General features: G+C 64.2%; 19 protein-coding genes. 17 read left to right on the forward strand and 2 right to left on the reverse strand.

Annotated features, from left to right (window positions below; genetic code table 11):
• Window positions 1-396 precede the first annotated feature (396 nt).
• The 8 genes from F3H41_RS01915 (at window position 397) to exoR (ending at window position 12,427) form a co-directional block, all read left to right on the forward strand.
• Window positions 397-2,679: a ComEC/Rec2 family competence protein gene (locus F3H41_RS01915; RefSeq protein ID WP_149738165.1), complete on the forward strand. Its 2,283-nt coding sequence runs from the start codon at window positions 397-399 to the stop codon at window positions 2,677-2,679.
• 121 nt (window positions 2,680-2,800) lie between these two features.
• On the forward strand, window positions 2,801-3,724 hold the full coding sequence (gene exbB / locus F3H41_RS01920) for a tonB-system energizer ExbB (protein ID WP_149736892.1): 924 nt from the start codon (window positions 2,801-2,803) through the stop codon (window positions 3,722-3,724).
• Window positions 3,725-3,740: 16 nt separating this feature from the next.
• Entirely contained in the window at window positions 3,741-4,169 is a 429-nt protein-coding gene (exbD, locus tag F3H41_RS01925) for a TonB system transport protein ExbD (protein WP_149736893.1), read from the forward strand.
• A 147-nt stretch (window positions 4,170-4,316) separates the two neighbouring features.
• Window positions 4,317-4,967: a protein-L-isoaspartate O-methyltransferase gene (locus F3H41_RS01930; RefSeq protein ID WP_149738166.1), complete on the forward strand. Its 651-nt coding sequence runs from the start codon at window positions 4,317-4,319 to the stop codon at window positions 4,965-4,967.
• 271 nt (window positions 4,968-5,238) lie between these two features.
• Window positions 5,239-6,552: a DUF2497 domain-containing protein gene (locus tag F3H41_RS21680; RefSeq protein ID WP_280177026.1), complete on the forward strand. Its 1,314-nt coding sequence runs from the start codon at window positions 5,239-5,241 to the stop codon at window positions 6,550-6,552.
• 133 nt (window positions 6,553-6,685) lie between these two features.
• A complete protein-coding gene (locus F3H41_RS01940; RefSeq protein ID WP_149736894.1) occupies window positions 6,686-9,532 on the forward strand; it encodes a valine--tRNA ligase in 2,847 nt (948 codons plus the stop codon).
• 413 nt (window positions 9,533-9,945) lie between these two features.
• A complete protein-coding gene (locus F3H41_RS01945) occupies window positions 9,946-11,205 on the forward strand; it encodes an OmpP1/FadL family transporter (RefSeq protein ID WP_149736895.1) in 1,260 nt (419 codons plus the stop codon).
• Window positions 11,206-11,617: 412 nt separating this feature from the next.
• Entirely contained in the window at window positions 11,618-12,427 is an 810-nt protein-coding gene (gene exoR, locus F3H41_RS01950) for an exopolysaccharide production regulator ExoR (RefSeq protein ID WP_149736896.1), read from the forward strand.
• 31 nt (window positions 12,428-12,458) lie between these two features.
• Here exoR and xth read toward each other — a convergent pair whose 3' ends face one another.
• Window positions 12,459-13,250, reverse strand: coding sequence for an exodeoxyribonuclease III (gene xth, locus F3H41_RS01955; protein ID WP_149736897.1), 792 nt, complete (start codon window positions 13,248-13,250; stop codon window positions 12,459-12,461).
• Between the two features lie 212 nt (window positions 13,251-13,462).
• Here xth and F3H41_RS01960 point away from each other — a divergent pair, with 212 nt between their 5' ends.
• Window positions 13,463-14,926 (forward strand): phospholipase D-like domain-containing protein, encoded by a 1,464-nt coding sequence (locus tag F3H41_RS01960; protein WP_149736898.1) that lies wholly within the window; start codon window positions 13,463-13,465, stop codon window positions 14,924-14,926.
• A 79-nt stretch (window positions 14,927-15,005) separates the two neighbouring features.
• Here F3H41_RS01960 and erpA read toward each other — a convergent pair whose 3' ends face one another.
• Window positions 15,006-15,338: an iron-sulfur cluster insertion protein ErpA gene (gene erpA, locus F3H41_RS01965; RefSeq protein ID WP_149736899.1), complete on the reverse strand. Its 333-nt coding sequence runs from the start codon at window positions 15,336-15,338 to the stop codon at window positions 15,006-15,008.
• A 215-nt stretch (window positions 15,339-15,553) separates the two neighbouring features.
• Here erpA and F3H41_RS01970 point away from each other — a divergent pair, with 215 nt between their 5' ends.
• From F3H41_RS01970 to F3H41_RS02005, 8 genes are all read left to right on the forward strand, one after another.
• Window positions 15,554-16,771, forward strand: coding sequence for a deoxyguanosinetriphosphate triphosphohydrolase (locus F3H41_RS01970; protein ID WP_149736900.1), 1,218 nt, complete (start codon window positions 15,554-15,556; stop codon window positions 16,769-16,771).
• Window positions 16,772-16,867: 96 nt separating this feature from the next.
• Window positions 16,868-18,628, forward strand: a complete 1,761-nt coding sequence (gene argS / locus F3H41_RS01975) for an arginine--tRNA ligase (protein WP_149736901.1) — start codon at window positions 16,868-16,870, stop codon at window positions 18,626-18,628.
• A 64-nt stretch (window positions 18,629-18,692) separates the two neighbouring features.
• Window positions 18,693-21,545: an SPOR domain-containing protein gene (locus F3H41_RS01980; protein ID WP_149736902.1), complete on the forward strand. Its 2,853-nt coding sequence runs from the start codon at window positions 18,693-18,695 to the stop codon at window positions 21,543-21,545.
• A 129-nt stretch (window positions 21,546-21,674) separates the two neighbouring features.
• Entirely contained in the window at window positions 21,675-22,691 is a 1,017-nt protein-coding gene (gene nagZ / locus F3H41_RS01985; RefSeq protein ID WP_149736903.1) for a beta-N-acetylhexosaminidase, read from the forward strand.
• Window positions 22,692-22,803: 112 nt separating this feature from the next.
• Window positions 22,804-23,619: a ScpA family protein gene (locus tag F3H41_RS01990; protein ID WP_244616114.1), complete on the forward strand. Its 816-nt coding sequence runs from the start codon at window positions 22,804-22,806 to the stop codon at window positions 23,617-23,619.
• Between the two features lie 70 nt (window positions 23,620-23,689).
• Entirely contained in the window at window positions 23,690-24,358 is a 669-nt protein-coding gene (gene scpB / locus F3H41_RS01995; protein ID WP_149738168.1) for an SMC-Scp complex subunit ScpB, read from the forward strand.
• Window positions 24,359-24,439: 81 nt separating this feature from the next.
• The gene (locus F3H41_RS02000; protein WP_149736905.1) at window positions 24,440-25,552 is read left to right on the forward strand and encodes an ABC transporter ATP-binding protein; all 1,113 of its coding nucleotides are present in this window, start codon (window positions 24,440-24,442) and stop codon (window positions 25,550-25,552) included.
• 94 nt (window positions 25,553-25,646) lie between these two features.
• On the forward strand, window positions 25,647-25,850 hold the full coding sequence (locus F3H41_RS02005; protein ID WP_149736906.1) for a twin-arginine translocase TatA/TatE family subunit: 204 nt from the start codon (window positions 25,647-25,649) through the stop codon (window positions 25,848-25,850).
• The last annotated feature ends 62 nt before the right edge of the window (window positions 25,851-25,912 follow it).

A 25,912-nucleotide genomic window follows, 5' to 3' on the forward strand; every position in this document is an offset into this window, starting at 1 on the left:
CCGAACTGCCAAGTTCTACGAAAGGCAAATTGTGCAATGCGACACCGCGCTCGCGGCAGCGCAATATTTGCATGTTTGCCGGGCTTGTCTACCACCAACTTGTCCGATTCCAGCCGCAATCGCCACCCCACGCCGTCGGTCTGCGTAAAATATCGGCATTTACGCCAGGGTTGTGTCCGGCTGCGAGAAAGCGCAATCTAGGCGTTGGATATCAGAAGGAGCGGTGGAGCGGGGCCTTTGACGCAACGTGTCGAGGATGAGCGATGGACCACCGCGCCACGTGCCGAAGCGCAACTCTTGGTGCTGGCGGCGGCTGACCAGCCGTTCTTGCGACGCGCAGGCGCGGATGTGGCGGAAACCCCACAGTTTGCGGCCGATAACGAGAGCCGCAGCCTATTGTCTCGCTGCGCCGCAGCACGCTTTCTTGCTCTTTCCGCCTGGGCCCGGGAATGCGATTTCGGCCACGCTTTCCTGTTTCTGCCGCTGCTTCTCGGTCTGGGCGCAGCCGGTTGGTATACACTCCCCGGGATACCAACCTATGCGCTGGTCGCATGTCTGACATGCGTTTTGTGCATATCTCTCGTGGCGAAGCCGAGCATTGCGCGGACCTTGGCGCTTGTGGCGCTTGTTCTGAGTGCTGGGATGGCGCTTGCGGCCTTCGAGGATTGGCGACGGTCGACCATGCTGCTTGACAGTCCCGTGACGAGCGAGGTGCGGGGCAGGGTCGTCTCGCGCGAGGTCGGGACCCGCGGCAGCCTGCGGTATGTGCTCGATCTCGGCGCCACGAGTGGGCCGACGATAAAGCGGGCGCCACATCGCATCACGCTGGTGGTGCGCGCCCGTCACACGCCCTTCGAGCCGGGCGCCTGGATGACGGTGCGCGCGCGGCTCTCGCCGCCCTCGGGGCCTGCCTTGCCGGGACTGAACGACTTTGCCTTCGATTCCTACATGCGCGGGATCGGTGCGATCGGCTTTGCCTATGGCGTGCCGGTTTCGACCCCGCCGGTGGCGATGCCGGCCGACGGGCCCGAGGGTATTCTGGCGACACCCTTTGCGCTGGCCGCGACGCTGCGCCAGGCCATTGGCGAGCGTATCCGCGCCACCGTGCCCGGCGATGCCGGCGCCATTGCCGCGGCGCTGGTGACGAACGAGGAGCGGGCCATCGACCGCGACACGGTCGAAACGCTGCGCACCGCCGGGCTCGCCCATGTGCTCGCCATTTCCGGCCTCAACATGGTGCTGGCCGCCGGCACCTTCCTGGTCGGCGCGCGCACCTTGCTGGCGATGATCCCGGGCTTTGCGCACCGGTTTCCCGTCCGCAAGATCGCTGCCGTCGGTGCGCTGGTGATGGTCGGCCTTTATGGCCTCCTGTCGGGCGGTGCGGTCTCGGCGGTCAGGGCCTGGATCATGATCTCGATCATGCTGATCGCGGTGCTCTTCGATCGTCCCTCCATCAGCCTGCGCAACATTGCGCTCTCCGCACTCCTCATCATCGCCGTCACCCCCTCGGCGGTGCTGAGCCCCGGCTTCCAGATGTCCTTCGCCGCCACTTTGGCGCTGGTCGCCGGCTATGAGCGCTGGCGTCGCCGCCGGCCCCGGGACCGCAATGCGCTCATCGATGCCGTGCCCGGCCTTTCCTTCCTCGGCCGCTTCACCGGCGGACTGGTGGCAACCTCGCTGCTCGGCGGCATCTCCACCATGGTCTATGCGGCCGCGCACTTTCACACCGTCACGCTTTACGGTCTGGCCGGCAACATCCTCGCCATGCCGGTCGTCAGTCTCATGGTCATGCCGTCGGGCGTCGCCGCCATGCTCGCCATGCCCTTCGGCCTCGATGCGCCCTTTCTCTGGCTGATGGCGCTCGGCATTCGCTGGATGGTGGCGGCTGCGGATCTGGTGGCCGGGTGGGGCGAGCCGCTGGCAACCGGACGCCTGTGGGCGCCGGGCCTCGTCATGATCGCGGTTGGCGGCGCTGTCATGTGCATGCTGCGCACCTGGCTTGCCCTGGGCGGTCTTGGCCTCGTGGCAGCAGGCTTGATCGGTCTTGCCGCTGTCCCGGCATCGCATCCGACGGTGACGATCTCGGAAGACGGGCGTCTCGTTGGTGTCCGGACGGGCGATGTCCTGGCGCTCAATCGTGCCCGGCCGCCGTCCTTCCTCGCCGATCAGTGGAAAGCGGCGCTGGCCATTCGCACGCTCAGCAAACCCGAGGAGGAAAAAGACAGCAGGAAAAAGCAGGACCCGTCACAAAGGCGGGGGCGGTCGACCATCGCGCCGGCACAGGCAAAGGCACTTCTGGCCGCGCTGCTTGCGCGCGCCCAGCAAGACCGCAGCCGCTTTGCCTGCCGTCCCGACCTTGGCTGCGCTGCCGTAACCCCACAAGGTTGGCCGATTGTCACCATCGATGAGCCGTCCCTGCTTGGCGCAGCCTGCGATGCAGCGCGGATCGTTGTCGCGAGCCGTCCGCTGCGGCTCGAGACCTGCCGAAGCGGCGCCCTGCTGTTCACCTCGAGGAGCATGCGGGCCACCGGTGCGGTGGAGATCGCCGCCGGCCCTGATGGGGAACCCGAGGTCCATACCGCCTTTGAAAGCCTTGCCCGAAACTGGCAGCGTCACCGTGCCTATGACTGGCGCAGCGCCCGCTTTACGGACGAGGGCACCGCAGCGGCGGATGATTGATAAACATGATTTTTATAATCAAGAATATTGCCTCCCTCAGTCGATCGGCGTATGAGCCACCCCAATGTCCGGCGCCCCGGCCTTCGGCTTATGGCGTCCTGTGTGTGAAGGAGAAAATCCGATGCGTCTGTTGTCCGTGGTCGCTGCCATGGTGCTGATGGGTGTAGCGCCGGTTCTGGCACAAACGACCTCTCAGCCGACCCCTGTCGAAACCCAGGAGATCATGCAGGAGCCGGTCGTTCCGGCGCAGGCGTCGGAAGCGCAGGGCACCGATGCAGCCGCGTCCATCCCTCAGGCGACCGGCGCATCGCAGGCCCAGAGCCTGCCGCACGATCTATCGCCCCTCGGCATGTTCCTTGCGGCCGACATCATCGTCAAGGGCGTGATGATCCTTCTCGCGTTCGCCTCCGTTGTCACCTGGGCGGTGTTTTTCCTCAAGAGTATCGAAATCGCGCTGGCCCGCCGCCGCGTGCGCCGTGCCGCCCATATCCTGACTCATTCGAACGGCCTGACCGCCGCCGCCGAACACCTGACGGGTGAGGGCACGGCACGCTCCATGGTGCTGGCGGCCGGCGATGAACTGGCCCGCTCTGAAGCCGCCCTCGACCGCGTCTCGCCGGAGGGTGTGAAGGAACGCGTGTCGTCCCGTCTCGCCCGCATCGAGGCCGGTGCCGGCAAGAAGATCGCCATCGGGACGGGCATTCTCGCAACGATCGGTTCCATTTCGCCCTTCGTCGGTCTCTTCGGCACGGTCTGGGGCATCATGAATTCCTTCATCGGCATCAGCCAGGCGCAGACCACCAACCTTGCCGTGGTGGCGCCCGGCATTGCCGAAGCGCTGCTGGCGACCGCTATCGGCCTCGTGGCGGCCATTCCCGCCGTGGTGATCTACAACGTCTTTGCCCGCGCCATCGCCACCTACCGCGTTGCGCTGGCCGATGCGCGGGCGGCCGTCGAACGGCTCGTCAGCCGCGATCTCGATTTTCGTGCCGCGGGCCATCCGCGCGAGCGCCGCACGGATGCCGGCCTCGCACGGATCGGATAGGAGGCGACAGGAGACCATGGCAACGAAGATCTCCGAAGAGGCCGGCGACGACCTTCCCGAAACCGCCGATATCAACGTCACACCCTTCATCGACGTGATCCTGGTGCTGCTCATCATCTTCATGGTGGCCGCACCGCTCGCCACCGTCGATATGAAGGTGGATCTGCCGCAATCGGCCGCGCGCGCAACGCCGCGTGACGACAAGCCGGTCTTCGTGACGCTGAAGTCAGACCTTGGGCTTGCCATCGGCAACGAGACGACGACGCGCGAGGGCTTTGTGGCCGCCCTTGATTCGACCACCGGCGGCGACAAGCAGACCCGGGTGCTGCTGCGGGCAGACAAGGCGGTCGCCTATGGCGATCTGATGGCGGTGATGAATCTCGTGCAGCGGGCCGGCTATACGAAGATCGCGCTGGTCGGCCTCGAAGGCGGCGCTGCGAACTGATCTTTGGTGCCGCCTTTTTGTGCGCTGCGACGGCCTTGCGGGAATGCGGTCTTGAAACCGGCTGCGGGCGGAATTAAGAGCGATGGACAGGACGGCGATGCGCCGGCAAACTCCATCCCTCCGGGGCAGGGCAAAGAGGACATCATGATCAATTACGAAGCGCTGCGCGTGAAGATGGTCGACAACCAGATTCGCCCGACGGATGTGACCTCGCATTCGGTCCTTTCCGCTTTCCTGAGCGTTCCCCGCGAGGAATTCGTGCCGGCCGACAAGAAGGCGCTGGCCTACATCGACACCGACATCGCCGTCGGCGGCGGACGCTACCTCATGGAGCCGTCGCCGCTCGCCAAGCTGGTGCAGATGGCGACCATCGGCAAGGATGATCTCGTCCTGGAGGTCGGCTGCAACTCCGGCTATGCCTCCGCCATTTTCTCGCAGATCGCCAGTTCCGTCGTCGCGCTGGAAAGCGACGAGACGCTGGCCGGTGCCGCGACGCAGACGCTCTCGCGTCTTGGCTATGACAATGTGGCCGTCGTCACGGGCGCGCTGGAAGCCGGCTACAAGGCCGAGGCACCCTTCGACGTGATTTTCCTGCATGGTTCGGTTGCCGTCATTCCGCAGGCGCTGTTCGACCAGTTGCGCGATGGCGGCCGCCTCGTGGCGGTCATCGGTGAAGGCAATGCCTCGCGCGCGACGCTCTATATCAAGGAGCGCGGCGTTGTGACCGGGCGCCCGGTCTTCAACACCTCCGTGAAGCCGCTGCCGGGCTTTGCGCCGGCGCCGGAATTCGTCTTCTGATCGCGATCGATCCATTGTTTTCATCGGTTTTGACCCTGGGGCGCCGGACCATCTGGACCGGTGCCTTTTTCATGTCCACCGATCGTCCTCCCGAAGGCTGGGGAGCTCCGGGCCCAGCAGCGAGAAACGGGCCGTGACGGTTGCAACAAATCTGTGCATGATCGTAGGAGGGCGATTCGCCCCGATTTCCCCAAGGGGTGAAGTCGCCTAGAGTCTGTGTGCCTGCCAGCGAAATGAGCGGCGTAGGCGGGCGCAGTCAACGAGGATGACCATGGCACAGCCGAATGTAGCGCGTGAACCGTCGATGGATGAAATCCTTGCGTCGATCCGCAAGATCATCGAAAGCAACGAGCCTCAGCAGGCTGCGATCGAAATTTCGGGGCGCAACACGGCATCCGGCCGCGTTACGACTGCGATGGGACGCGACGAGCGTAAGGACGAGGAAATCGGCCTGACCATCGACGACGCCCTCTTGGCGCATGATTTCTCCAACAACTCCATGTCGGCGGGTCGGGCTACGGAGCCTGCGCCGGTTGCTCGCAGTGCAGCCTCGGAAGCTGCCCGTCTTGGTGTTCCCGCATCGCCGTTCTCCTCCACGCAGCAGACGTCGCCTGAGCCTTTGCCGTCGTCTTCGCTCCCGTCTTCGCCAGCACAGGCGTCGGCAGCGACGCAGTCGCCCCTCTCGCTCGCTGATATCGCTGCCCGCGTGCGCGCCGCATCCGAGCGCAATGCCACGGCTCCGCGCGATGCCGCGCCGCGCGCCGAGGATGCGTCTGCAGCCAGCCCTCAGCCGGCGGCGCCTTATGTTGCCGCACCGTCGCAGAGCACCTACGATACGAATCCGGTTGTCAGCGTATCGCCGGCAGCGCCTGCCGCGGAGCTTGCGCCCTTCGACGCTCTCCAGGCCCTTGCCAATATCGACGTCGAACCGTCCCGGCCGGAGCCGCAAATGGACGATCAGTTCGCCGCCGTGCTTGCAAGCTTTGCCGAAGCGGCGGACGAGGCGGTTGCGGATGCCATCGAGGACGCAAAGGCTGAAAGGGCGGATCTTGCCGCCGAGCCGGCAATGCCCGCCGCGGATGCGGCGCCTGCCAGTGTCGAGCACGTCGCAGATGCGGCGCCTGCCAGTGTCGAGCACGCGGCGGATGAGCATAAAGCCTCCGCTGAGCCCATCTCGTCATCTGTCGCGACGCCTGAGCCTGTAACCTCGGCAGCGCCGGCCGAGACAGCAACGATCGCCCACGACCGTCCGGTGCCTGCGGCCGCCGCTGCCCCGATCGGCAATTCCCGCGCGCCGGCATTTGCCGCCGAACCGGCTGCCGTTCGCGCGCCAGCCGCACCGCCGGCAGAGCTCGCCGCTTCGGTCGGAGCGCTGGTTTCCCCGGCTGTCAGCAATCAGGTGGCGCAGTCCTTCGGCGCGCTTGCCGACGCCGTCGACTACAAGAACCGCACCTCATTCGACGACATGGCGCGCGAGATGCTGCGTCCCATGCTGCAGGAATGGCTGGATGACAATCTGCCGACGCTGGTTGAGCGTCTGGTGCGCGAGGAAATCGAACGGGTCGCGCGCGGCGGCGCGCGCTGAATTTCGACCCAAAACAACCGCAGTATGAAGCCGTGGCGCCCGACGCCGCGGCTTTTTCGTCCTTCGTGTTGACAGCCAAACCCCGTTCTAGTTTACACGAACCCACTTTTGAAAGACCCGGATAGGCAAGGCAATGCTTGAGAAAACCTACGATTCCGCCGCCATCGAACCCGCCATCGCCCGCAGATGGGACGAGGCCGATGCGTTCCGGGCCGGCGCGGGCGCCAAGCCCGGTGCCGACAGCTTCTGCATCGTCATTCCGCCGCCGAATGTGACCGGCTCCCTGCACATGGGCCACGCGCTGAACAACACGCTGCAGGACATCATGGTCCGCTTCGAGCGCATGCGCGGCAAGGACGTTCTCTGGCAGCCGGGCATGGACCATGCCGGCATCGCGACGCAGATGGTTGTCGAGCGGCGCCTGGCGCAGGACAAGACCAACATGTCCCGCCGCGAGATGGGCCGCGAGGCTTTCATCGAGAAGGTCTGGGAATGGAAGGCCGAATCCGGCGGCCTCATCTTCAACCAGTTGAAGCGCCTCGGCGCCTCCTGCGACTGGTCGCGCGAACGCTTCACCATGGATGAAGGCCTGTCCGAGGCCGTTCTCGAAGTCTTCGTCTCGCTCTACAAGGAAGGCCTGATCTACAAGGACAAGCGCCTTGTGAACTGGGATCCGAAGCTTCTCACGGCGATCTCCGACCTCGAGGTCGAGCAGGTCGAGATGAACGGCAATCTCTGGCACCTGCGCTATCCGCTCGAAGAGGGCGTCACCTACCAGCATCCGATTGCCTTTGATGACGAGGGCAAGGCGACGGAGTGGGAAACGCGCGACTATCTCGTCGTCGCCACCACGCGGCCCGAAACCATGCTCGGTGATACCGGCATTGCCGTCCACCCCGATGACGAGCGCTACAAGGCGATCGTCGGCAAGCACGTCGTCCTGCCCATCGTCGGCCGCAAGATCCCGATCGTTGCCGACGAATATCCGGACCCGACCGCCGGCACCGGTGCCGTCAAGATGACGCCCGCCCATGATTTCAACGACTTCGAGGTCGGCAAGCGGCAGGGCCTGCGCCAGATCAACATCCTCACTATCGATGGCAAGATCACCATCAAGGAGAACGAGGAGTTTCTGGAGGGCCTCGACAATCCCGCTGCCCTGCACGGCGCCTGGGACCAGCTGGAAGGCAAGGACCGCTTCGAGGCCCGCAAGATCATCGTCGAGATTTTCGAGGAGGCCGGCCTTCTCGACAGGATCGAGCCGCACAAGCACATGGTGCCGCATGGCGACCGTGGCGGCGTGCCGATCGAGCCGCGCCTGACGGAACAGTGGTATGTCGATGCGGCAACGCTCGCCAAGCCGGCCATCGCCTCCGTTCGTGAAGGGCGCACCAATTTCGTTCCGAAAAACTGGGAAAAGACCTATTTCGAATGGATGGAGAACATCCAGCCCTGGTGCGTTTCGCGCCAGCTCTGGTGGGGCCATCAGATTCCCGCCTGGTACGGCCCGGACGGACAGGTCTTCGTCGAGAAGGCCGAGGAAGAGGCTCTGCACGCCGCCATCCAGCACTATCTCGCCCATGAAGGCCCGTGGAAGGCCTGGGTCGAGGAGAAAATCGAAAACTTCCGTCCGGGCGAGATTCTCGTTCGCGACGAGGATGTGCTCGACACCTGGTTCTCCTCCGCCCTCTGGCCCTTCTCGACACTCGGCTGGCCGAACGAGACGCCGGAACTGGAGAAATACTACCAGACCGACGTGCTCGTCACCGGCTTCGACATCATCTTCTTCTGGGTTGCCCGCATGATGATGATGGGCCTGCACTTCATGAAGGATGAGGCCGGCACGCCGGTCGAACCCTTCCATACCGTCTATGTCCACGCCCTCGTGCGCGACAAGAACGGGCAGAAGATGTCGAAGTCGAAGGGCAACGTCATCGATCCGCTCGAACTGATCGACCAGTATGGCGCCGACGCGCTGCGCTTCACGCTCGCCATCATGGCGGCGCAGGGCCGTGACGTGAAGCTCGACCCGGCCCGCATCGCCGGCTACCGCAACTTCGGCACCAAGCTGTGGAACGCCACCCGCTTTGCCGAGATGAACGGCGTCAAGGCTGACCCGGCCTTCGTGCCGGAAGCCGCGACGCTGACCATCAACCGCTGGATCCTCACCGAGCTCTCGCGCACCGTCCGCGATGTGACGGAGGCGATCGAGGCCTATCGCTTCAACGATGCTGCCAGCAGCCTCTACCGTTTCGTCTGGAACCAGGTCTGCGATTGGTATCTGGAACTGCTGAAGCCGGTCTTCTCGGGCGAAGACGCGGCAGCCAAGGCCGAATCGCAGGCCTGCGTCGCCTATGTGCTGGATGAGATCTACAAGCTTCTGCACCCCTTCATGCCCTTCATGACCGAGGAGCTTTGGGAGAAGACGGCGCCGGAGGGAACGCTGCGCGACGGCCTGCTCTGCCATGCCGAATGGCCGGCCGCTTCCTATGCGGACGATCTGTCTGCGGCCGAGATCAACTGGCTGGTCGACCTCGTCTCCGGCATCCGCTCCGTGCGTGCGGAGATGAACGTGCCGCCGGGCGCCACCGCACCGCTGGTCGTTGTCGGTGCTTCCCAGTTGACGAAGGACCGGCTGGAGCGCCACGCTTCCGCCATCGGCCGGCTCGCACGCGTCGAGGCGATCGGTCACGCGCCTGAAGCGCCCAAGGGCAGTGCCCAGATTGTTTCGGGCGAGGCGATCGTCTGCCTGCCGCTGGGTGCCCTGATCGATGTGACCGCCGAAAAGCAGCGCCTCGAAAAGGCCCGCGCAAAGGTCGATGCCGAACGCGACCGCATCCTCTCCAAGCTCTCCAACGAGAAGTTCGTGGCCAATGCCAAGCCGGAGGTCGTCGAGGCCGAACGCGAGCGGCTGGCCGAACTCGATCTTCAAAAGAGCGCGCTGGATGTCGCGCTGGCGCGGGTGGCGGAGGCCGGCTGAGGCGCTGCGCGCGCGCCTTGGCTGCCAAGCCGAATCGATCCTCAAGCCGCCGTCCCGCCGGGACGGCGGCTGGTCTTTTTCTCAATGTAAGCGGATGGTTGCGCGTCGTTGCTCGTGTTCCCGATGCCTACGGAGAAGCGAGGCAAAAATGACGAATGTTGTTGATTTGTAACACCGTCGCCGACATTCGGAAGAATTTTCCAACGAAGACCGATTTTGGCGTGTTAATCGGAATTTCGTTCCTATTTTTCTGGAATGTGTCTGTGAACTGAATTTCTTACGTCAATTTTTGGGCGGATTTTCCTTTTCTCGCCATATTTCGCGGTTTGCCAAGACGGCCATGCCCAAAGATACTCCTTCCCATTGGATGACGCGGTGGCGGCCGCACATCTTTCAGGCATTGGGAGGACTTCATGCTGAACAACAAAATGCGTCGCGGCGTACTGGTGGCGGCAGCGGCAATGCTGGCTTCGACGGCAGCCCATGCAGGTGGCCTGGAACGGGGCGGCTACAATATCGATCTTCTGTTCGATCCGGCCGACTACGCGGCTGAAGCGGCGGCAACCTATGTGAACCCGCAGCGCGACCTGAAGAACGTGCGTGACAATATTCCGCAGGACGGCAACCTTAACGGCCTGAAGAACAATGACGTGCGCGATACCGAAGGCTATTGGGTCCCGCGGATCGGTCTGAAGGCTGGTATTGGCGATCGCGTCGACTGCCTTCTCGACTACTCGCAGCCTTGGGGTGCTCACCTCAATCCAGGCCGCAACTGGGCAGGCGCCAACGACAACATTGAAACCAAGATCGACAGCGACAATTACGGCGCGACCTGCTCCTATTCCTTCGACCTTGGACAGGGCCAGTTCCGTGTCCTCGGTGGCGCCTTCTACCAGGAAGTCTCCGGTTTCAAGGATCGTCTCGTCTTCGATTTGCCGGCCGGTGCGCCGCTGACGGGCGTCGGTCGCCTCTCGCTCGAGGGCCATGGTTGGGGCTGGCGCACGGGTGTTGCCTACGAAATCCCGGAATACGCGCTGCGCGCCAGCGTCGTCTATAACAGCGCCGTCGATCTCGACAACATCACCGGCACGCTCGACCTGCGCCAGGTCCCCGGCGCCGTGGTCGCGCCGCTCCCGGCTGCCAACATCCCGGTTTACGGCTCTGCCAGCATGCCGGACTCGCTCGAGATCAAGCTGCAGACCGGCGTTGCACCCGGCTGGCTGGTTTTCGGCTCCGTCAAGTGGACCGACTGGAGCCAGTTGCAGAGCCTGCCTTTCTGCCCGGTCTCCACGAAGAGCATCGCGGCTTGCACCACGGGCAGCCCGACGGAAGCAACCTCGCTTGATCTGCTTTACCGCGACGGCTGGACCGTCTCGGGCGGCGTTGGCCACAAGTTCAACGACCAGTGGAGCGGCGCCGTCAGCCTCACCTGGGACCGCGGCGTCAGCACCGGCATCGGGGCGCTGAGCGACACCTGGACCCTCGGCACCGGCCTCTCCTACACGCCGACCGAAAATGTCGAGTTCCGCCTTGCCGGCGCCGTCGGCCTGCTGACCAGCGGCTCCTCGGGCCAGGTCACGCGCAACGGCCGCACCTTCGGCAGCCGCGTCAGCTACGACTACGGCACCGACATCGTCACGGCCGTCTCGACCTCGCTGAAGGTCAAGTTCTGACCCTGACGCGCAGGCTTTGCAAACAAGAATGGGCTCGGCTGTCAAAGCCGGGCCCATTAACGTTTTGATCAGCATAAGGTTTCGTCGAAACGTCGCGGCGCGCCGTCTTCGACTTTGCGTCGGAAGTGTTGTGACGATTCCGCAACACATTTTTCGCTATAGTTTGCTATCAGCATCGGCGGGGAGGCCGATGTCCATTTCCCGCCACAAACGGAGCGCACCCCATGCGGCAGGCAAACCTGCATAATGAGTTTTGCGCCTGCGGCGTTGAGGCCTGATGAGACGGACACGAAGAATTTTCCCTTTTTGCCTTCATGCCGGAGGGCCAGATCCGAGAGGATGGGCTGATGGATTGGGGCGTTCCGGCGAAGGCGACGACCGGCAGGTAGTGAAGACGGACAGACGCGGAAACATGCGCATCAGCGAACTTCTTTCGGCAAAAGCTTTCATGACCGGCGCGACCATTGTCGCCGTTGCAAGCCTTTTTCTGACCACGCCATGTCTGGCGTTTGATCCACAGGACAACGTCAACAAGGACTCCGGTCCCTTCGCGCTCTTCAAGTTTGGCTTCTCTGCCTATAAGGACGGCCGCAAGGATGAGGCGGTCGAGGCCTATCGTTATGCCGCCGAAAAGGGCCATACCGGCTCGCGCTGGGCGCTGGCCAACATGTATGCCGCCGGCGATGGTGTTGCCGAAAACGACCTCGAAGCCTTCAAGATCTACAGCGAGATCGCCCGCGAAGGCGTGGAGCCGGGCTCAGAAAACACCGGCTTCTTCGTGAACGCGCTGATTTCGCTCGCCGGCTATTACCGCCGCGGCATCCCCGACAGCCCGGTTTCCGCCGATCTCGCCCAGGCCCGCCAGCTTTATTTCCAGGCCGCTTCCACCTTTGGGGTCGCTGAAGCACAGTTCCAGCTTGCCCGCATGCTGCTGGCCGGCGAGGGCGGGGCGGTCAACGTCCAGCAGGCCAAGAAGTGGCTGAACCGCGCCCGAAAGAGCGGCCATGTCGGCGCCATGGGCGTCTTCGGCAGCGTGCTCTTCAACGAGGGGCATTCCGTGCGCGGTCTTGCCTATATGACGGCGGCGCTGAACCAGTGCGGCCCCAAGGAACGCAACTGGCTGCAGCCCATGCAGGAACAGGCCTTCTCGATTGCGACTGAAGACGAACGTCGCTCCGCCATCACCATGGCGCAGTCCATCCACCCCGGCGACGACGACTGATCGCGGTTTGGCGAAGCGAGGTCCGGCCCGGTCAGGCCGGCTCGAAAGCGAGCGTTGCGACGACGGGGACATGATCGGACGGCTTTTCCCAAGCCCGCACATGCTTTTCCACGGCAGCATCCTTGAGCCGGTCGGCGGCCTCGGGCGAGAGCATCAGATGGTCGATGCGGATGCCCTGGTTTTTCGGCCAGCACCCCGCCTGATAATCCCAGAATGTATAGAGCGGCACGGCATCGCTTGAGGCCCGGAGCGCATCCGTCAGGCCGAGATGGGCAAGCGCGTGGAAGCGCTGGCGCGTTTCGGGCAGGAACAGCGCATCCTCAGCCCACACGGCCGGATCCCAGCAGTCATGCGGCTGCGGGATCACATTGTAGTCGCCGGCCAGCACGAAGGGCTCTTCAAGCGCAAGGCGCGCCTTGGCATGGGCGGCGAGCCGGTCCATCCAGGCGAGCTTGTAGGTGTATTTTTCGGTGCCGGCCGGATTACCGTTCGGCAGATAGAGCGAGGCGACGCGCAGGACGCCGCCCTTGACCGAAAACACGCCTTCGATGAAGCGGGCCTGCTCGTCGCTCTCGTCACCCGGCAGGCCGCGCATCACCTCGTCCGGCCGCATCTTCGACAGCAGGGCGACGCCGTTGAAGCCCTTCTGGCCGTGGGTCTCGACGTGGTAGCCGAGCGCTTCGATCTCAAGGCGGGGAAACCCCTCGTCGACGCTCTTGATCTCCTGCAGGCAGGCAATGTCCGGCTGGCTTTCTGTCAGCCAAGCCACGAGGTTTTCGATGCGCGCCTTGACGCCATTGATGTTCCAGGTCGCGATCTTCATCTCATCCGTCCTCAGCTTGGCCTGACATGACGCACCAGCCCCGCAGGCAAAGCGAGGCGGCAGCGCGCGGCGTCGCTATCCTCTAACCGATTGCAGCCGCGCGCGGTATCGCTTTTCGTCGCTCTGCTGAGAGGCGCGCCCGTCTATGCACAGCGGCGCAGCATGCTGGCGGCAGTCGTTGCCGAACGGCGTCCCCAGCCTATATTGGAGCCATGCTCGAAACGCTCCAGGCCAATTGGCCCCATGTGCTGGCCGTCCTCTCCGTTCTCATGGGCGTTCCGGCCGCCATCCATGCGACGATGACCAAGCGCGAGGTGCGCTCGGCGATTGGCTGGGTGGGCGTGATCGTTCTTTCGCCCATTGTCGGCGCGCTGCTTTACGGCGTTGCCGGCATCAATCGCATGCGGCGGCATACGGTCGGTCTCCAGCGCATGCAACTGGCCCGCACCGCCGATCGTCTGGCGGTCTCCGGCCCGGTCGGCGCCGTGGCCGTGGCTGAGAAATTCGGAGGCCGGCTCGGGGCGCTGAAGCGCCTGTCCGACAAGGTCACCCGCGCCCCGCTGACGGACGGCAACGCCATCACCCCGCTGCTTGACGGCGACACGGCCTATGCCGCCATGCTGGAGGCAATCGCGACGGCCGAGCGCAGCGTCCTTATCGAGACCTACATCTTCTCGCGCGATGTGATCGGCCTTCGCTTCGTTGCGGCGCTTTCCGCCGCCCGCAGGCGCGGCGTGGCCGTCAAGGTGCTGATCGATGCGGTTGGCGCCCGCTATTCCGTACCGAGCATTGTCGGGGCGCTGCGGGAGGCGGATATCGACGTTTCCGTCTTCAATGGCAACATCGTCATGGGCCTGCGTCTGCCCTATGCGAACCTGCGTACGCACCGCAAGATCATGATCGTCGATGGCGCCGTCGCCTTCACCGGCGGCATGAATATTCGCGCCGAGTTCACCCGCGAATGCGCCGGCGACAAGGCTTCCCTCGACACGCATTTCCGGGTCACCGGGCCTGTCGTCGCCGACCTCTTTCGCATCGCCGCCGAGGACTGGCTCTATGCCAGCCATACACCTTTGGAGGGGGAAGCCTGGGCCTATTCGCCGCTCAGTCACACGCCGGACGAAGATCCGGTTCTGGCCCGCGCGGTCGCGACGGGTCCCGATCGCGCCAACGAGACCAACCACAAGCTTTTGTGCGGCGCCATCTCCGTGGCGGAAAACACCATCACGATCATGTCGCCCTATTTCCTGCCGGATCGCGAACTGATCGGCGCGCTGGTCACAGCGGCACGGCGCGGCGTCAGCGTCGATATCATCGTGCCGTCCGTCAATAATCTGACGCTGGTCGACCGGGCGATGACGGGGCAGTTCGAGCAGATCCTTGGCGGCGGCTGCCGCATCTTCCGTGCGCCCGGCACCTTCAATCACTCCAAGCTCTTCGTGATCGACGAGACCTGGAGCTTCGTCGGCTCCTCCAACATCGACCCGCGTTCGCTCCGCCTCAACTTCGAGATAGATCTCGAGATCTACGACACCGGCTTTGCGCAGCTGATCGAGACACGCATTCGCGAGCTCGCGCGCGGCGCCGAGGAGGTAACGGTTGAGCGCCTGCGGGCACGCCCCTTCATCACGCGGCTGATCGACCGCATCTTCTGGCTCGGCTCGCCCTATCTCTAGGAAATGTCCGAAAGGATTCGGATATCAGCAGCTTGCCACTGTTTTCGGACTCAATGTGTTAGGTGCCGCGCGCCGCGCCTCAGATCGAAAAACTCGTTCCGCATCCGCAACTTGCGACCGCATTCGGATTCTTGATCTGAAAGGACTGGCCGAGCAGGTTGTCCACGAAGTCGATTTCCGAGCCGCTCATATAGACCAGCGACAGGCTGTCGATGAGGACGCGAACGCCGTTCTTCTCGATGACGATGTCGTCTTCCCCGCCGCCTGAGACGAGGTCGAACTTGTAGGAAAAGCCGGAGCAGCCGCCGCCTTCGACGGAGACGCGCATGGCATCCTTGCCCGGCTCCTTGGCAAGGATGGTGCCGATGCGCCGCGCGGCGGCATCGGAAAGGGTCACGTTCGTTTCGCTCATGGTTCACTCCTGCTGCCCGGTCAAGGCGGGCAGATTCGCCGGTTCTGTCACCGCAAAGGATGAACGATCTGACTCATTCTCTCAATGGCGATCGTCAAGATACTGAAAGATAAGCCATATCAAGGGATGCGAAGGTCGTTCTTCCCCCGGTCTTCATCCATAGGTATGAATGGCCATGGAAGGCGTCAATGGGGCGTTGGGTTCAGGACATGCAAATGACGGTTGACGGCAAATCTCTGGGTTTTGGCTATGGCGAGCGGGCAATCTACGCCTCCGACCCGTGGAACTGCCGGGGTCGGCTGTATGGAGAGGTCGGCAGTCCGACGCGCTCCGACTTCCAGCGCGACCGCGACCGCATCGTCCACACCACCGCCTTTCGCCGTCTTAAACACAAGACGCAGGTCTTCATCGCCGCCGATGGCGACCATTACCGTACGCGCCTGACCCATACGATCGAGGTCGCGCAGATCGCCCGCGCGCTGGCCCGTGCCCTGAAGCTCGATGAGGACCTGGCCGAAGGCGTGGCGCTCGTCCATGATTTCGGCCACACGCCCTTCGGCCATACCGGCGAGGATGCGCTGCACGAGATGCTGAAGCCGCATGGCGGTTTCGACCACAATGCCCAGTCGCTGCGCATCGTCACCAAGCTGGAGCGTCGCTACGCCGAATTCGACGGACTGAACCTCACCTGGGAAAGCCTCGAAGGCCTCGTCAAGCACAATGGCCCGCTGATGCGCGCCGACGGCACCGGCATCAAGGGCGAGGTGCCGCAGCCGATCCTAGACTACTGCGCCCTGCATGACCTTGAACTCGCAAGCCATGCCAGCCTCGAGGCACAAGTGGCTGCAATCGCTGACGATATCGCCTACAATACCCATGATATCGATGACGGGCTGCGCTCGGGCTACCTGACCTTCGAGATGCTGGAGGACATTCCCTTTCTCGCCGGCCTGATGCGCATCGTGCATGATCGCTATCCGGGGCTTGAACCGGCCCGCTTCACCCACGAGATCATGCGCCGCCAGATCACCGCTATGGTCGAGGACGTGATCTCGGTGGCGCAGGCCAATCTGCGCGATGTACGGCCGCAAAGCGCCGGCGACGTGCGCGCAGCAGGCCGCACCATTGCCACCTTCTCCGATCAGATGGCCGAGACCGACCGGCAGATCAAGGCGATGCTGATGAAGCGCATCTATCGCCATCCCGAGGTGATGCGTGTGCGCCAGAACGCGGCGCAGATCGTCGTCGACCTCTACAAGGCCTTCGCCGCCGACCCTGCGCTGATGGAAGGTCACTACTGGGTGAACCAGTTGCCGGGCATGGCCGAGGCCGCCAAGGCGCGGCATGTGGGCGATTATCTCGCGGGCATGACGGACACCTTTGCCGTGACCGTACACAGGCGCTTGTTTGACCATACACCCGAATTGCGATAGTGACCGCGCCGATTTCACCGGGGTATTTGCCCCTTGCCAGACGTATTGATGGCCACTGGCCGAAGGACGCGCGGGACGACCGCGCGGATGGATCCGATGAACCTTTTCAGCGATTTTCAAACCAAGATTGCGACTGCCCTTGAAGGTGTCGATCTGGTTCGAGACAGCCAGGCGCCGGTCGATCTGTCCCGCGTTGCCGTCGAGCCGCCGCGCGATGCCAGTCACGGTGATGTCGCCACAAACGCCGCCATGGTGCTGGCCAAGCCGCTTGGCACCAATCCGCGCGCGCTTGCCGAAAAGATCGTCGAGGTCCTGAAGGCCGATCCCGAGATCGCCGACATCTCCATTGCCGGCCCGGGCTTCATCAATGTCCGCCTGTCGGTCGGCTACTGGCAGAAGCTGCTCGCCGACATGGTCGCCCGCGGCACCGAGTACGGCCGTGTCACGCTCGGGGCAGGGCACAAGGTGAACGTCGAATATGTCTCGGCCAATCCGACGGGCCCGATGCATGTCGGCCATTGCCGCGGCGCTGTTGTCGGCGATGCGCTGGCCAACCTGCTCGCTTTTGCTGGCTATGAGGTGGTCAAGGAATATTACATCAACGATGCCGGCTCGCAGATCGATACGCTCGCCCGCTCGGCCTTCCTGCGCTACCGCGAGGCGCTGGGCGAGGAGATCGGCGAGATCCCGACCGGGCTTTATCCCGGCGACTATCTCGTGCCCGTCGGCGTGAGACTGGTCGAGGAATTCGGCTCCAGCCTGCGCGCCATGCCGGAAGCCAAGTGGATGCCGCTCGTCAAGGACCGCACCATCGATGCGATGATGGCGATGATCCGCGAGGATCTGGCAGCGCTGAACGTCAGGCACGACGTGTTCTATTCCGAGCGCTCGCTGCATGCCGACAATGCGACGCCGATCCGCACCGCCATCAACGACCTGACCTTCAAGGGCCATGTCTACAAGGGCACGCTGCCGCCGCCGAAGGGACAGCTTCCGGAGGACTGGGAAGACCGCGAACAGACGCTGTTCCGCTCGACGGAGGTGGGCGACGATATCGATCGCCCGCTGATCAAGTCGGACGGCAGCTACACCTATTTTGCCGCCGACGTCGCCTACTTCAAGGACAAGTTCGAGCGTGGCTTCAGCGAGATGGTCTATGTGCTCGGCGCCGATCATGGCGGCTATGTGAAGCGGCTTGAGGCTCTGGCGCGTGCCGTCTCTGGCGGTTCCGTCAAGCTGACGGTGCTGCTGTGCCAGCTCGTCAAGCTTTACCGCGATGGCGAACCGGTCAAGATGTCGAAGCGCTCCGGCGATTTCGTCACCCTGCGCGAGGTGGTTGACGAGGTCGGAAGTGATTCGGTTCGCTTCATGATGCTCTACCGCAAGAATTCCGAACCGCTCGACTTCGATTTCGCCAAGGTCACGGAACAGTCGAAGGACAATCCGGTCTTCTACGTGCAGTACGCCCATGCGCGCTGTGCGTCGGTCTTCCGTCAGGCGAAGGAAGCCTTTCCGGACCTTGATATTGATTCCATTGATCTTTCTGCCTGCATCGCCGGCAATATCAGCGATCCCAACGAGTTGCAGATCGTGGCCAAGCTTGCCGAATATCCGCGCCTGATCGAGGCTGCGGCGATCGCGCAGGAGCCGCATCGGGTGGCCTTTTACCTGTATGATCTCGCCAGTGCCTTCCACGCGCACTGGAATAAAGGTAAAGAGTCTCCTGACTTACGGTTTGTTAATGATAAAAACCGAGAATCCACGCTCGCCAGACTTGGGCTGGTGCATGCCGTTGCGTCGGTGTTGAGATCTGGTCTGTCGATTACCGGCACGGCTGCTCCCGAAGAGATGCGATGACGGCGTCACCAATTGCCCACAATGCACTGGCAGGTCAGTAGACGCTAGTTGTGAGTGGAGCAGCATGGCAGAGAAACAGTTCGCCCGGAACGATGCCGATAATTTCGCAGGGCTCGCCGAAGACGATCCCTTGAGCGAACTGGCGCGCATCGTCGGCTACGACGCACGCCCTGCCGTGGAAACGCTGAAGGAACTGAAGCGCCATCAGGAAACGGTGAAGATCGATCCGCCGTTCAACCTCGAAGACGAGCTTCTGCGCGAATTCGACCGCTATGCCGGTTCGCAGGATGCCGCGCCCGCGCCTGTCGTCGCGGATGTGGCGCCGGCGCCGGCGGAGATCGCGGTTCGTCCACTGGTCGTGGAATCGGCAGACGATGGAGTGGGTGCAGCGTCTGCGCCGACTTCGGCGATGGGGGCCTCTTTCGTTGATGCCGCGCCCGCGCCCGTTTTTGCTCACTCTGAGCGTGACGCCTTCGAGGCGCCCGCGCCGGCCGCAGACGATGCCGCGCATCTTTTCGACCTCGCCGATGAACTGGAATTTTCCATGCGCGCCGAGACGGCGGCTGCAGTCCCGTCCGACGGCGAGCCCGTGTTCAATGCGCCCGCCTTCGACATGTCCGTGTTCGATGATATCGCTCTCGATGAGCCCGTCGAGGCCGTCGTGCCGCAGCCTGAGACCGTTCGCCGGGAGGCTCCCGTCGCGGCCCAGCCGGTGGAGCGGCTCGAGCCGAGCTTTGATCAGCCGCTTTCTTTCACCGCTGCTCGCCCGGAAGTCGTCGTGCCGCCGTCACCCGCTGCCGTCGCCGCCGAGCCGGAAATGAGCGAGGTGGACAAGCTGCTTGCCGACGTTGCGCGCTTCCCGGTTCCGCCGGTCGCCCCGCGTGCTGCCGAGCCCGTCCTTCCCGTTCAGGAGTCCGGTACGCCTGCGAAGAAGCAGAACTACCCCTTCACGCCGGTCTTTAGCCGCGCAACGCCCGTTGCCGGTTCCAGCGGCAGCCGCTCCTATGCAACGCCTGCTATGGCTGAGCCCGCCGTGGCCGTGCCGCAGACTGCGCCGGTTTCCGCCCCGGTGGTTGCTGCCGCCGCGGCCATTCCGGCCGTTGCTGCTGCGCCGGTAGCTGTGGCCGCAAGCGAGCCGGAGCCGGACTTTGACCTTGCCAATTTCGAGCGGGAACTGTCCGATATCCAGTTCGACATGGATCTCTTCGATGAGCCGCAGGCCGCGACAGGCGGACCGGTTGTCGACCAGATCTTTGCCACACAGCCCGAACCTGTCTACGCCGCGCCGCAGCGTCAGGCTGCCGCGCCCGAGCCGGTGAGGGAGCCGGAACTGGCCGCCATCGAGGAACCCGTCGAGGAGGCGCTGCCCTTCGACCCGGCTATGATCGCGGAAACCGAAGAGCATCCCTCCGCGATTTCGGAAATGGATGTGCCGGCACTGCCTGTGCACGAGGAGCCGCAGTCCGTCGTGCCGCTGCACGCCGATTTCGACCTCGATCTCGATGCGGAAATGGCGCAGCTCTTCGCCGAGCATCAACCGACCACCGTGGAGACACCCACGCCTGTCGCCAAGGCATCGGCCGCTGCCGATGTGGCCGAGATGTTCAACATGTTCTCCCACCAGAGCGCCCCGTCGGTCGTCAGCGACTTCCAGGTGGACGAAGACGTGCGCCGTGCCTTTGAAGCGCAGCGCGCTGAGTTCGGCGCCGCGCCGCACCGTGTCGATGCGTTCAATTTCGAGGCCTATGACAACGTTTCTCCGGCCGCCGAATCCGGGCAGCGCTCGCGCCTGCCGGTCTACGCCGCCGCGGCCGCCGTTCTGCTGCTGCTCGGCGGTGCCGGTCTCTATGTCTGGATGGGAGGCAGCGATGCGGCCCTGACAGCCGAGGGACCGAAGGTCATTCTGGCCGACAAGGACCCCGTGAAGATCGTTCCGGAGGAAAAGGGCGGCAAGACGGTTCCGAACCAGGACAAGGCCGTCTACGACCGCGTCGCCGGAACGCAGGATTCGACCCCGCGCCAGGAAGCTCTTGTTTCCACCAAGGAAGAACCTCTCGACGTCGTTCAGCGCACGCTGACGCCGGAAACCCTGCCGCTTCCTGATGAGGAAGACGGTGCTGCGGCGCCGGCCGATACCACGGCGGATGCGGCCGAGAACCGCCTGCTGCCGGAAGGCCAGGAAGCGGCCGCCGCGGCCAAGGACGAGCAGAACCCGGCCGTTGCCCCGCGCAAGGTCCGTACGATGATCGTCAAGCCGGACGGCACGCTCGTCGCCCGCGAGGAACCCGTGTCCGAGCCTGTCGCAACGGCCACCACGACGCTTCCCGCTGCAACGGAAACCGTGCCGGCCGCAACCGCGAGCGATGTTGCGCTCGCCGCGCCGACGACCACCACCACGACGACCGTGCCGGTGACCCCGGCGACAACGGAGCCGGCAACGGCCACCGAAGCCGCTGCGACGCCTGCCGTTGATACGCCCGCCAATACGCCGGTCCCGCAGATGCGCCCGGCCGAGCAGCCGGTCAATGTCGTCGGCACCGTGACGGAAAACGGCAACCTGCGTCCGACCGCCTCTCCTGAAACCCAGGTTGCGGCCGCAACGCCGTCGCAAACTGCGGCAACCCAGCCGGTTTCGTCCGCAACCGCGGAGGCCGCCGCGACGACCGTTGCGCCCGGGACCTATGTCATCCAGATCGCCTCCGTTCCGAACGAAGCCGACGCCCAAAAGACCTTTACGAGCCTCTCGTCCAAGTTCGGCAGCGTGATCGGTGGTCGTGGCGTTGATATCAAGCGCGCCGACATTGCCGGCAAGGGCACCTTCTACCGCGTGCGCATTCCGGCCGGTTCGAAGGAAGAGGCCAACCAGCTGTGCGCGCGCTACAAGAGCGCCGGCGGGAGCTGCCTCGTCACGCGCTAAGCGCTGTCATCTGCAGGGAAGGGGCGCCGATGGCGCCCTTTTCTGTTGCACGGCCCGCCCGGACATCGAGAGCCGGGCAGGACACCTTGTTGTTCCGTCGCGCGGCGACGCCTTCCCCGGGATTTGAGCATGACCCCATCAAAAGCCTTCATCTCCGGTTGCAAGGGCCTGACCCTCACCGATGACGAGATCGCCTTCTTCCGCGATGAGCGACCGTGGGGCTTCATCCTCTTCGGCCGCAATATCGGCGATGCCGCGCAGATCACGGACCTTGTGGCAGCCCTGCGTGACAGCGTCGGCCGTCCCGATGCGCCCGTGCTGATCGATCAGGAGGGCGGGCGCGTGCAGCGTATCCGCCCGCCGCTCGTGCCATCCTATCCGAATGCCGCCGCGATCGGGGCGCTCTACCGGCTGGACCCGGAGAAGGGGTTGCGCGCCGCCTGGCTGATGTCGCGCCTGCACGCCTTCGATCTGACGCGCTTCGGCATTTCCGTCGATTGCTTGCCCGTCCTCGATGTCGCCGCGCCGGGTGTACACGACGTCATCGGCAACCGTGCCTATGCGAGCGACCCCGACGTTGTCGCGGCCCTCGGGCAGGCGGCGGCCGACGGGCTGAAGGCGGGTGACATGTTGCCGATCATGAAGCACATGCCGGGCCATGGCCGCGCGCTGGTTGATTCGCACCACGACCTGCCGGTCGTTACCGTCGGCGTCGAGGAGCTTGCCGCCTCCGACTTTCGCCCGTTCATGGCCCTGAAGAACGAAAAGATGGCCATGTCGGCCCATATCGTTTTTACTGCGATCGACCCGGCCCGGCCAGCCACGACCTCGCCGATCGTCGTTGACACGATCATCCGCGGCCTGATCGGCTTCGACGGACTGCTGATGTCCGACGATGTCTCGATGAATGCGCTGGCCGGCACGATCGGCGAGCGGGCGAGGGACATCATCGATGCCGGCCTCGACATCATCCTGCATTGCCACGGCATCATGGAGGAGATGGTGCAGGTGGCTGCCGCAGCGCCCGAACTTTCGGGCGACCGCCAGCGGCGGGCCGAGGCCGCGCTTTCGGCCTTCACGCCGGCCGATTCGAGCGACGAGCAGGCCCTGCGCGCCGAATTTGCGGATCTACTTCCCATCGCCTGACAGACGTCGTATCGGAGGAAGGGCAGGATCCATTCGGCGGGCGCACGAAGGCAGGGGGCAAGGCGACATGGCGGCGGCAGAGGGGCAGAAGCGGGCCGGCACGACGACCCCGATGGAGAGTTTCTGGTCCAAGGAGGCCGAAGCGCCGGCCGAGGAGGACGCTCTTGTCGTCGATATCGCCGGCTTTGAAGGCCCGCTCGATCTTCTTCTTCATCTGGCGCGTAACCAGAAGGTCGATCTTTCCCGCATCTCCGTGCTGGCGCTGGCCGAACAATACCTGGCCTTCGTCGATACGGCCCGCAGCATTCGCCTTGAACTCGCCGCCGACTATCTGGTCATGGCGGCCTGGCTCGCCTTTCTCAAATCGCGGCTCCTCATCCCGCAGCAGGCCAAGGATGATGGTCCCTCGGGCGAGGAACTCGCCTCGGCGCTCGCCTTCCGCCTGAAGCGGCTGGAAGCGATGCGCGATGCCGCGGCCCGCCTCGTCAACCGCAACCGCCTTGGGCGGGATGTCTTTGCGCGCGGCGCGCCGGAGCATGTGCCGGTGGAGCGCGTGCAGGCCTTCGACGCATCGCTCTACGATCTTCTGTCCGCCTATGCGGGGCTGCGCCAGCGCCAGGCGATCACCCAGGTGACGATCGAGAAACGGCAGGTCTGGTCGCTATCCTCCGCCCGTCTCATTCTGGCACGCCTGCTCGGCGAAACCCACGACTGGATCGCGCTCGACGCCTATCTGACGCGCTACCTGACGGATCCGCGCCAGCGCGCGACGGCGCTTGCCAGTTCGTTTGCCGCAACGCTCGAACTGGTCCGCGAAGGACGGCTGGAAATTCGCCAGTCCGATGCCTTCGCGCCGATCTATCTGAAGACCGGACCGCGCCCGATGACGCCGGAGGAACTCGCCGCGCTGGAGGCCAGCGATGACTGAAACGTCGCAGACGAGCCGGGAGCCGGGTGATGACGCGGTTCTGCCCGACGATACCGAAGGCCAGGTCGGCATGAACGAGGCCGTGCTGCACGAGGCCGAGCGCATCGCCGAGGCGCTGGTCTTTGCTTCGGCCGAACCCGTCACGGAGAGCTTTCTGGCCGACCGCCTGCCAAAGGGCGTCGACGTGCGCACTGTAATGGCCGGCCTGAAGGCGCGTTACGCAACGCGCGGCGTCAATCTGGTGCAGGTCGCCGATTGCTGGGCCTTCCGCACCGCCGCTGACCTCACCTTCCAGCTGCGTCGGGACGAGAGCGAGGTACGCAAGCTCTCCCGCGCCGCCCTCGAAGTGCTCGCCATCATCGCCTACCACCAGCCGGTGACCCGTGCCGAAATCGAGGACATCAGGGGCGTGCAGACATCCAAGGGCACGCTGGATGTGTTGCTGGAATCGGGATGGGTGCGCTTTCGCGGCCGGCGCCGCACGCCTGGCCGCCCCGTCACCTTCGGCACGACGCGCGACTTTCTCGATCACTTCGGCCTTGAGGAAATCCGTGACCTTCCCGGGCTCGAGGAGCTGAAGGGCGCCGGCCTGCTGTCGGGTCGCATCCCGCCCAGCCTCTCCATCCCCGCGCCGCGCGACGACGACCTCACGGAAGACGAAGACCCCATCACCCAGCTCGACCTTGAGGAACTCGGCCTCTTGACACCGGGCGGGGAAGAGGCAGAAGAGCATACCTGATTGGATAAGTCTTGTTTTGCCGCTGCTTTCGCCGTCATCATGTGCGGCTTTCGTGGCGGCGCAGTCGAATGAAGGTCGGGCATGACGGTTGACACACAGACGGCGCAGGCCGGTCGGGCACGGCGCACGGCGGGTGTCACCTTCGCCGGCCGCTTCGAATTCGATGACATCCACCACCGCTATGGCGCGCGCGAAACCATCCGGGGTCTCTCGCTGACGGCAGAAGCCGGCGAGGTCCTGTGCCTGCTCGGCCCCTCCGGCTCCGGCAAGACCACGCTCCTGCGGATTGCGGCCGGCATCGAGGCGCAATCGGCGGGGCGCGTCCGGTTGAACGGGTTGGAGATCGCCGGTCCGCACGTCTTTGTTCCGCCGGAGCGACGCGGCGTCGGGCTCATGTTCCAGGATTTCGCGCTTTTTCCGCATCTGACGATTCGGGACAATGTCCGCTACGGCCTCACGGCCATGTCGCGGGCGGCTGCGCTTGCAGAGGCCGATGCGGCGCTGGAGCGTGTCGGCCTATCACATTATGCTGATCGTTATCCGCACGTGCTTTCCGGCGGGGAGCAGCAGCGTGTGGCGCTGGCCCGTGCGCTCGCCCCGCGCCCGTCCGTCCTGTTGATGGACGAACCCTTCTCCGGGCTCGATTCCCGGTTGAAGGATTCGATCCGTGCCGACACGCTCGCCATTCTGCGGGAAACACGTGCCACGGCCATCGTCGTGACCCATGATGCGGAGGAGGCGATGCGGATGGGCGACCGGATCGCGCTTCTGAAAGACGGGTGCCTGATCCAGCATGGGACGGCGGACGAACTCTACCGCCGGCCGAAGAGTCTGTTTGCCGCCGGCTTCTTCTCCGAGATCAACGCCTTCGAAGGCACCGTGCGGTCGGGCCGCGTCGAAACGCCGCTGGGCACCGTTGCCGCCGATGGGATGGCCGAGGGGGCGCCCGTTTCGGCGGCCGTGCGCCTGTCCAGCGTCAATGTCAGGGAGACCGGCGGTTCCATCCCCGCGCGCATTTTGTCGCGCCGTTTCCTGGGGGTGGTCGAGCTCCTCAATTTCGCCGTTCCGGGATCGGAAACTCCGGTTCGTGCGCGGATAAAGGCGGATGTCCTGCCTCAGGGCCTCAGGGAAGTCACGCTTTCCGTTGACGCCGGCGACATATTGCTATTTGAAAAAGCGAACGTGACCGCATAGGCTGGAAAAATCGTTGAATTCAGACGCGTAGCGACTGGTAATTGGAACGAGGACCGCCCCATATGGGTGAAGGTCCTGACTGGGAGATAGGGTAATGGGTTCCTTTAGCATCTGGCACTGGCTGATCGTTCTGGTCGTCGTTCTGCTTCTTTTCGGCCGCGGCAAGATTCCGGAACTGATGGGCGACGTTGCCAAGGGCATCAAGAATTTCAAGAAGGGCATGAACGACGACGATTCCACGCCCCAGACCGGCGTGGACTCCAAGACCGTGGAACACAAGTCCGACGAAGTTCGCTGATCGTCGTCATGGTTCGCGGTTAGACCACCCCGTCGGGGTGGTCGCCGTCGTGTAAGGAATGC

The sequence above is a fragment of the Rhizobium sp. RU20A genome, from assembly GCF_900155885.1.
Lineage (GTDB): Bacteria > Pseudomonadota > Alphaproteobacteria > Rhizobiales > Rhizobiaceae > RU20A.

Excerpts from the sequence above, each read along its gene's own strand:
- exbB (WP_149736892.1), top strand. The coding sequence starts at position 2,801 with ATGCGTCTGTTGTCCGTGGTCGCTGCCATGGTGCTGATGGGTGTAGCG.
- exbD (WP_149736893.1), top strand. The coding sequence starts at position 3,741 with ATGGCAACGAAGATCTCCGAAGAGGCCGGCGACGACCTTCCCGAAACC.
- F3H41_RS21680 (WP_280177026.1), top strand. The coding sequence starts at position 5,239 with ATGGCACAGCCGAATGTAGCGCGTGAACCGTCGATGGATGAAATCCTT.
- F3H41_RS01940 (WP_149736894.1), top strand. The coding sequence starts at position 6,686 with ATGCTTGAGAAAACCTACGATTCCGCCGCCATCGAACCCGCCATCGCC.
- F3H41_RS01945 (WP_149736895.1), top strand. The coding sequence starts at position 9,946 with ATGCTGAACAACAAAATGCGTCGCGGCGTACTGGTGGCGGCAGCGGCA.
- exoR (WP_149736896.1), top strand. The coding sequence starts at position 11,618 with ATGCGCATCAGCGAACTTCTTTCGGCAAAAGCTTTCATGACCGGCGCG.
- xth (WP_149736897.1), bottom strand. The coding sequence starts at position 13,250 with ATGAAGATCGCGACCTGGAACATCAATGGCGTCAAGGCGCGCATCGAA.
- F3H41_RS01960 (WP_149736898.1), top strand. The coding sequence starts at position 13,463 with ATGCTCGAAACGCTCCAGGCCAATTGGCCCCATGTGCTGGCCGTCCTC.
- erpA (WP_149736899.1), bottom strand. The coding sequence starts at position 15,338 with ATGAGCGAAACGAACGTGACCCTTTCCGATGCCGCCGCGCGGCGCATC.
- F3H41_RS01970 (WP_149736900.1), top strand. The coding sequence starts at position 15,554 with ATGACGGTTGACGGCAAATCTCTGGGTTTTGGCTATGGCGAGCGGGCA.
- argS (WP_149736901.1), top strand. The coding sequence starts at position 16,868 with ATGAACCTTTTCAGCGATTTTCAAACCAAGATTGCGACTGCCCTTGAA.
- F3H41_RS01980 (WP_149736902.1), top strand. The coding sequence starts at position 18,693 with ATGGCAGAGAAACAGTTCGCCCGGAACGATGCCGATAATTTCGCAGGG.
- nagZ (WP_149736903.1), top strand. The coding sequence starts at position 21,675 with ATGACCCCATCAAAAGCCTTCATCTCCGGTTGCAAGGGCCTGACCCTC.
- F3H41_RS01990 (WP_244616114.1), top strand. The coding sequence starts at position 22,804 with ATGGAGAGTTTCTGGTCCAAGGAGGCCGAAGCGCCGGCCGAGGAGGAC.
- scpB (WP_149738168.1), top strand. The coding sequence starts at position 23,690 with ATGAACGAGGCCGTGCTGCACGAGGCCGAGCGCATCGCCGAGGCGCTG.
- F3H41_RS02000 (WP_149736905.1), top strand. The coding sequence starts at position 24,440 with ATGACGGTTGACACACAGACGGCGCAGGCCGGTCGGGCACGGCGCACG.
- F3H41_RS02005 (WP_149736906.1), top strand. The coding sequence starts at position 25,647 with ATGGGTTCCTTTAGCATCTGGCACTGGCTGATCGTTCTGGTCGTCGTT.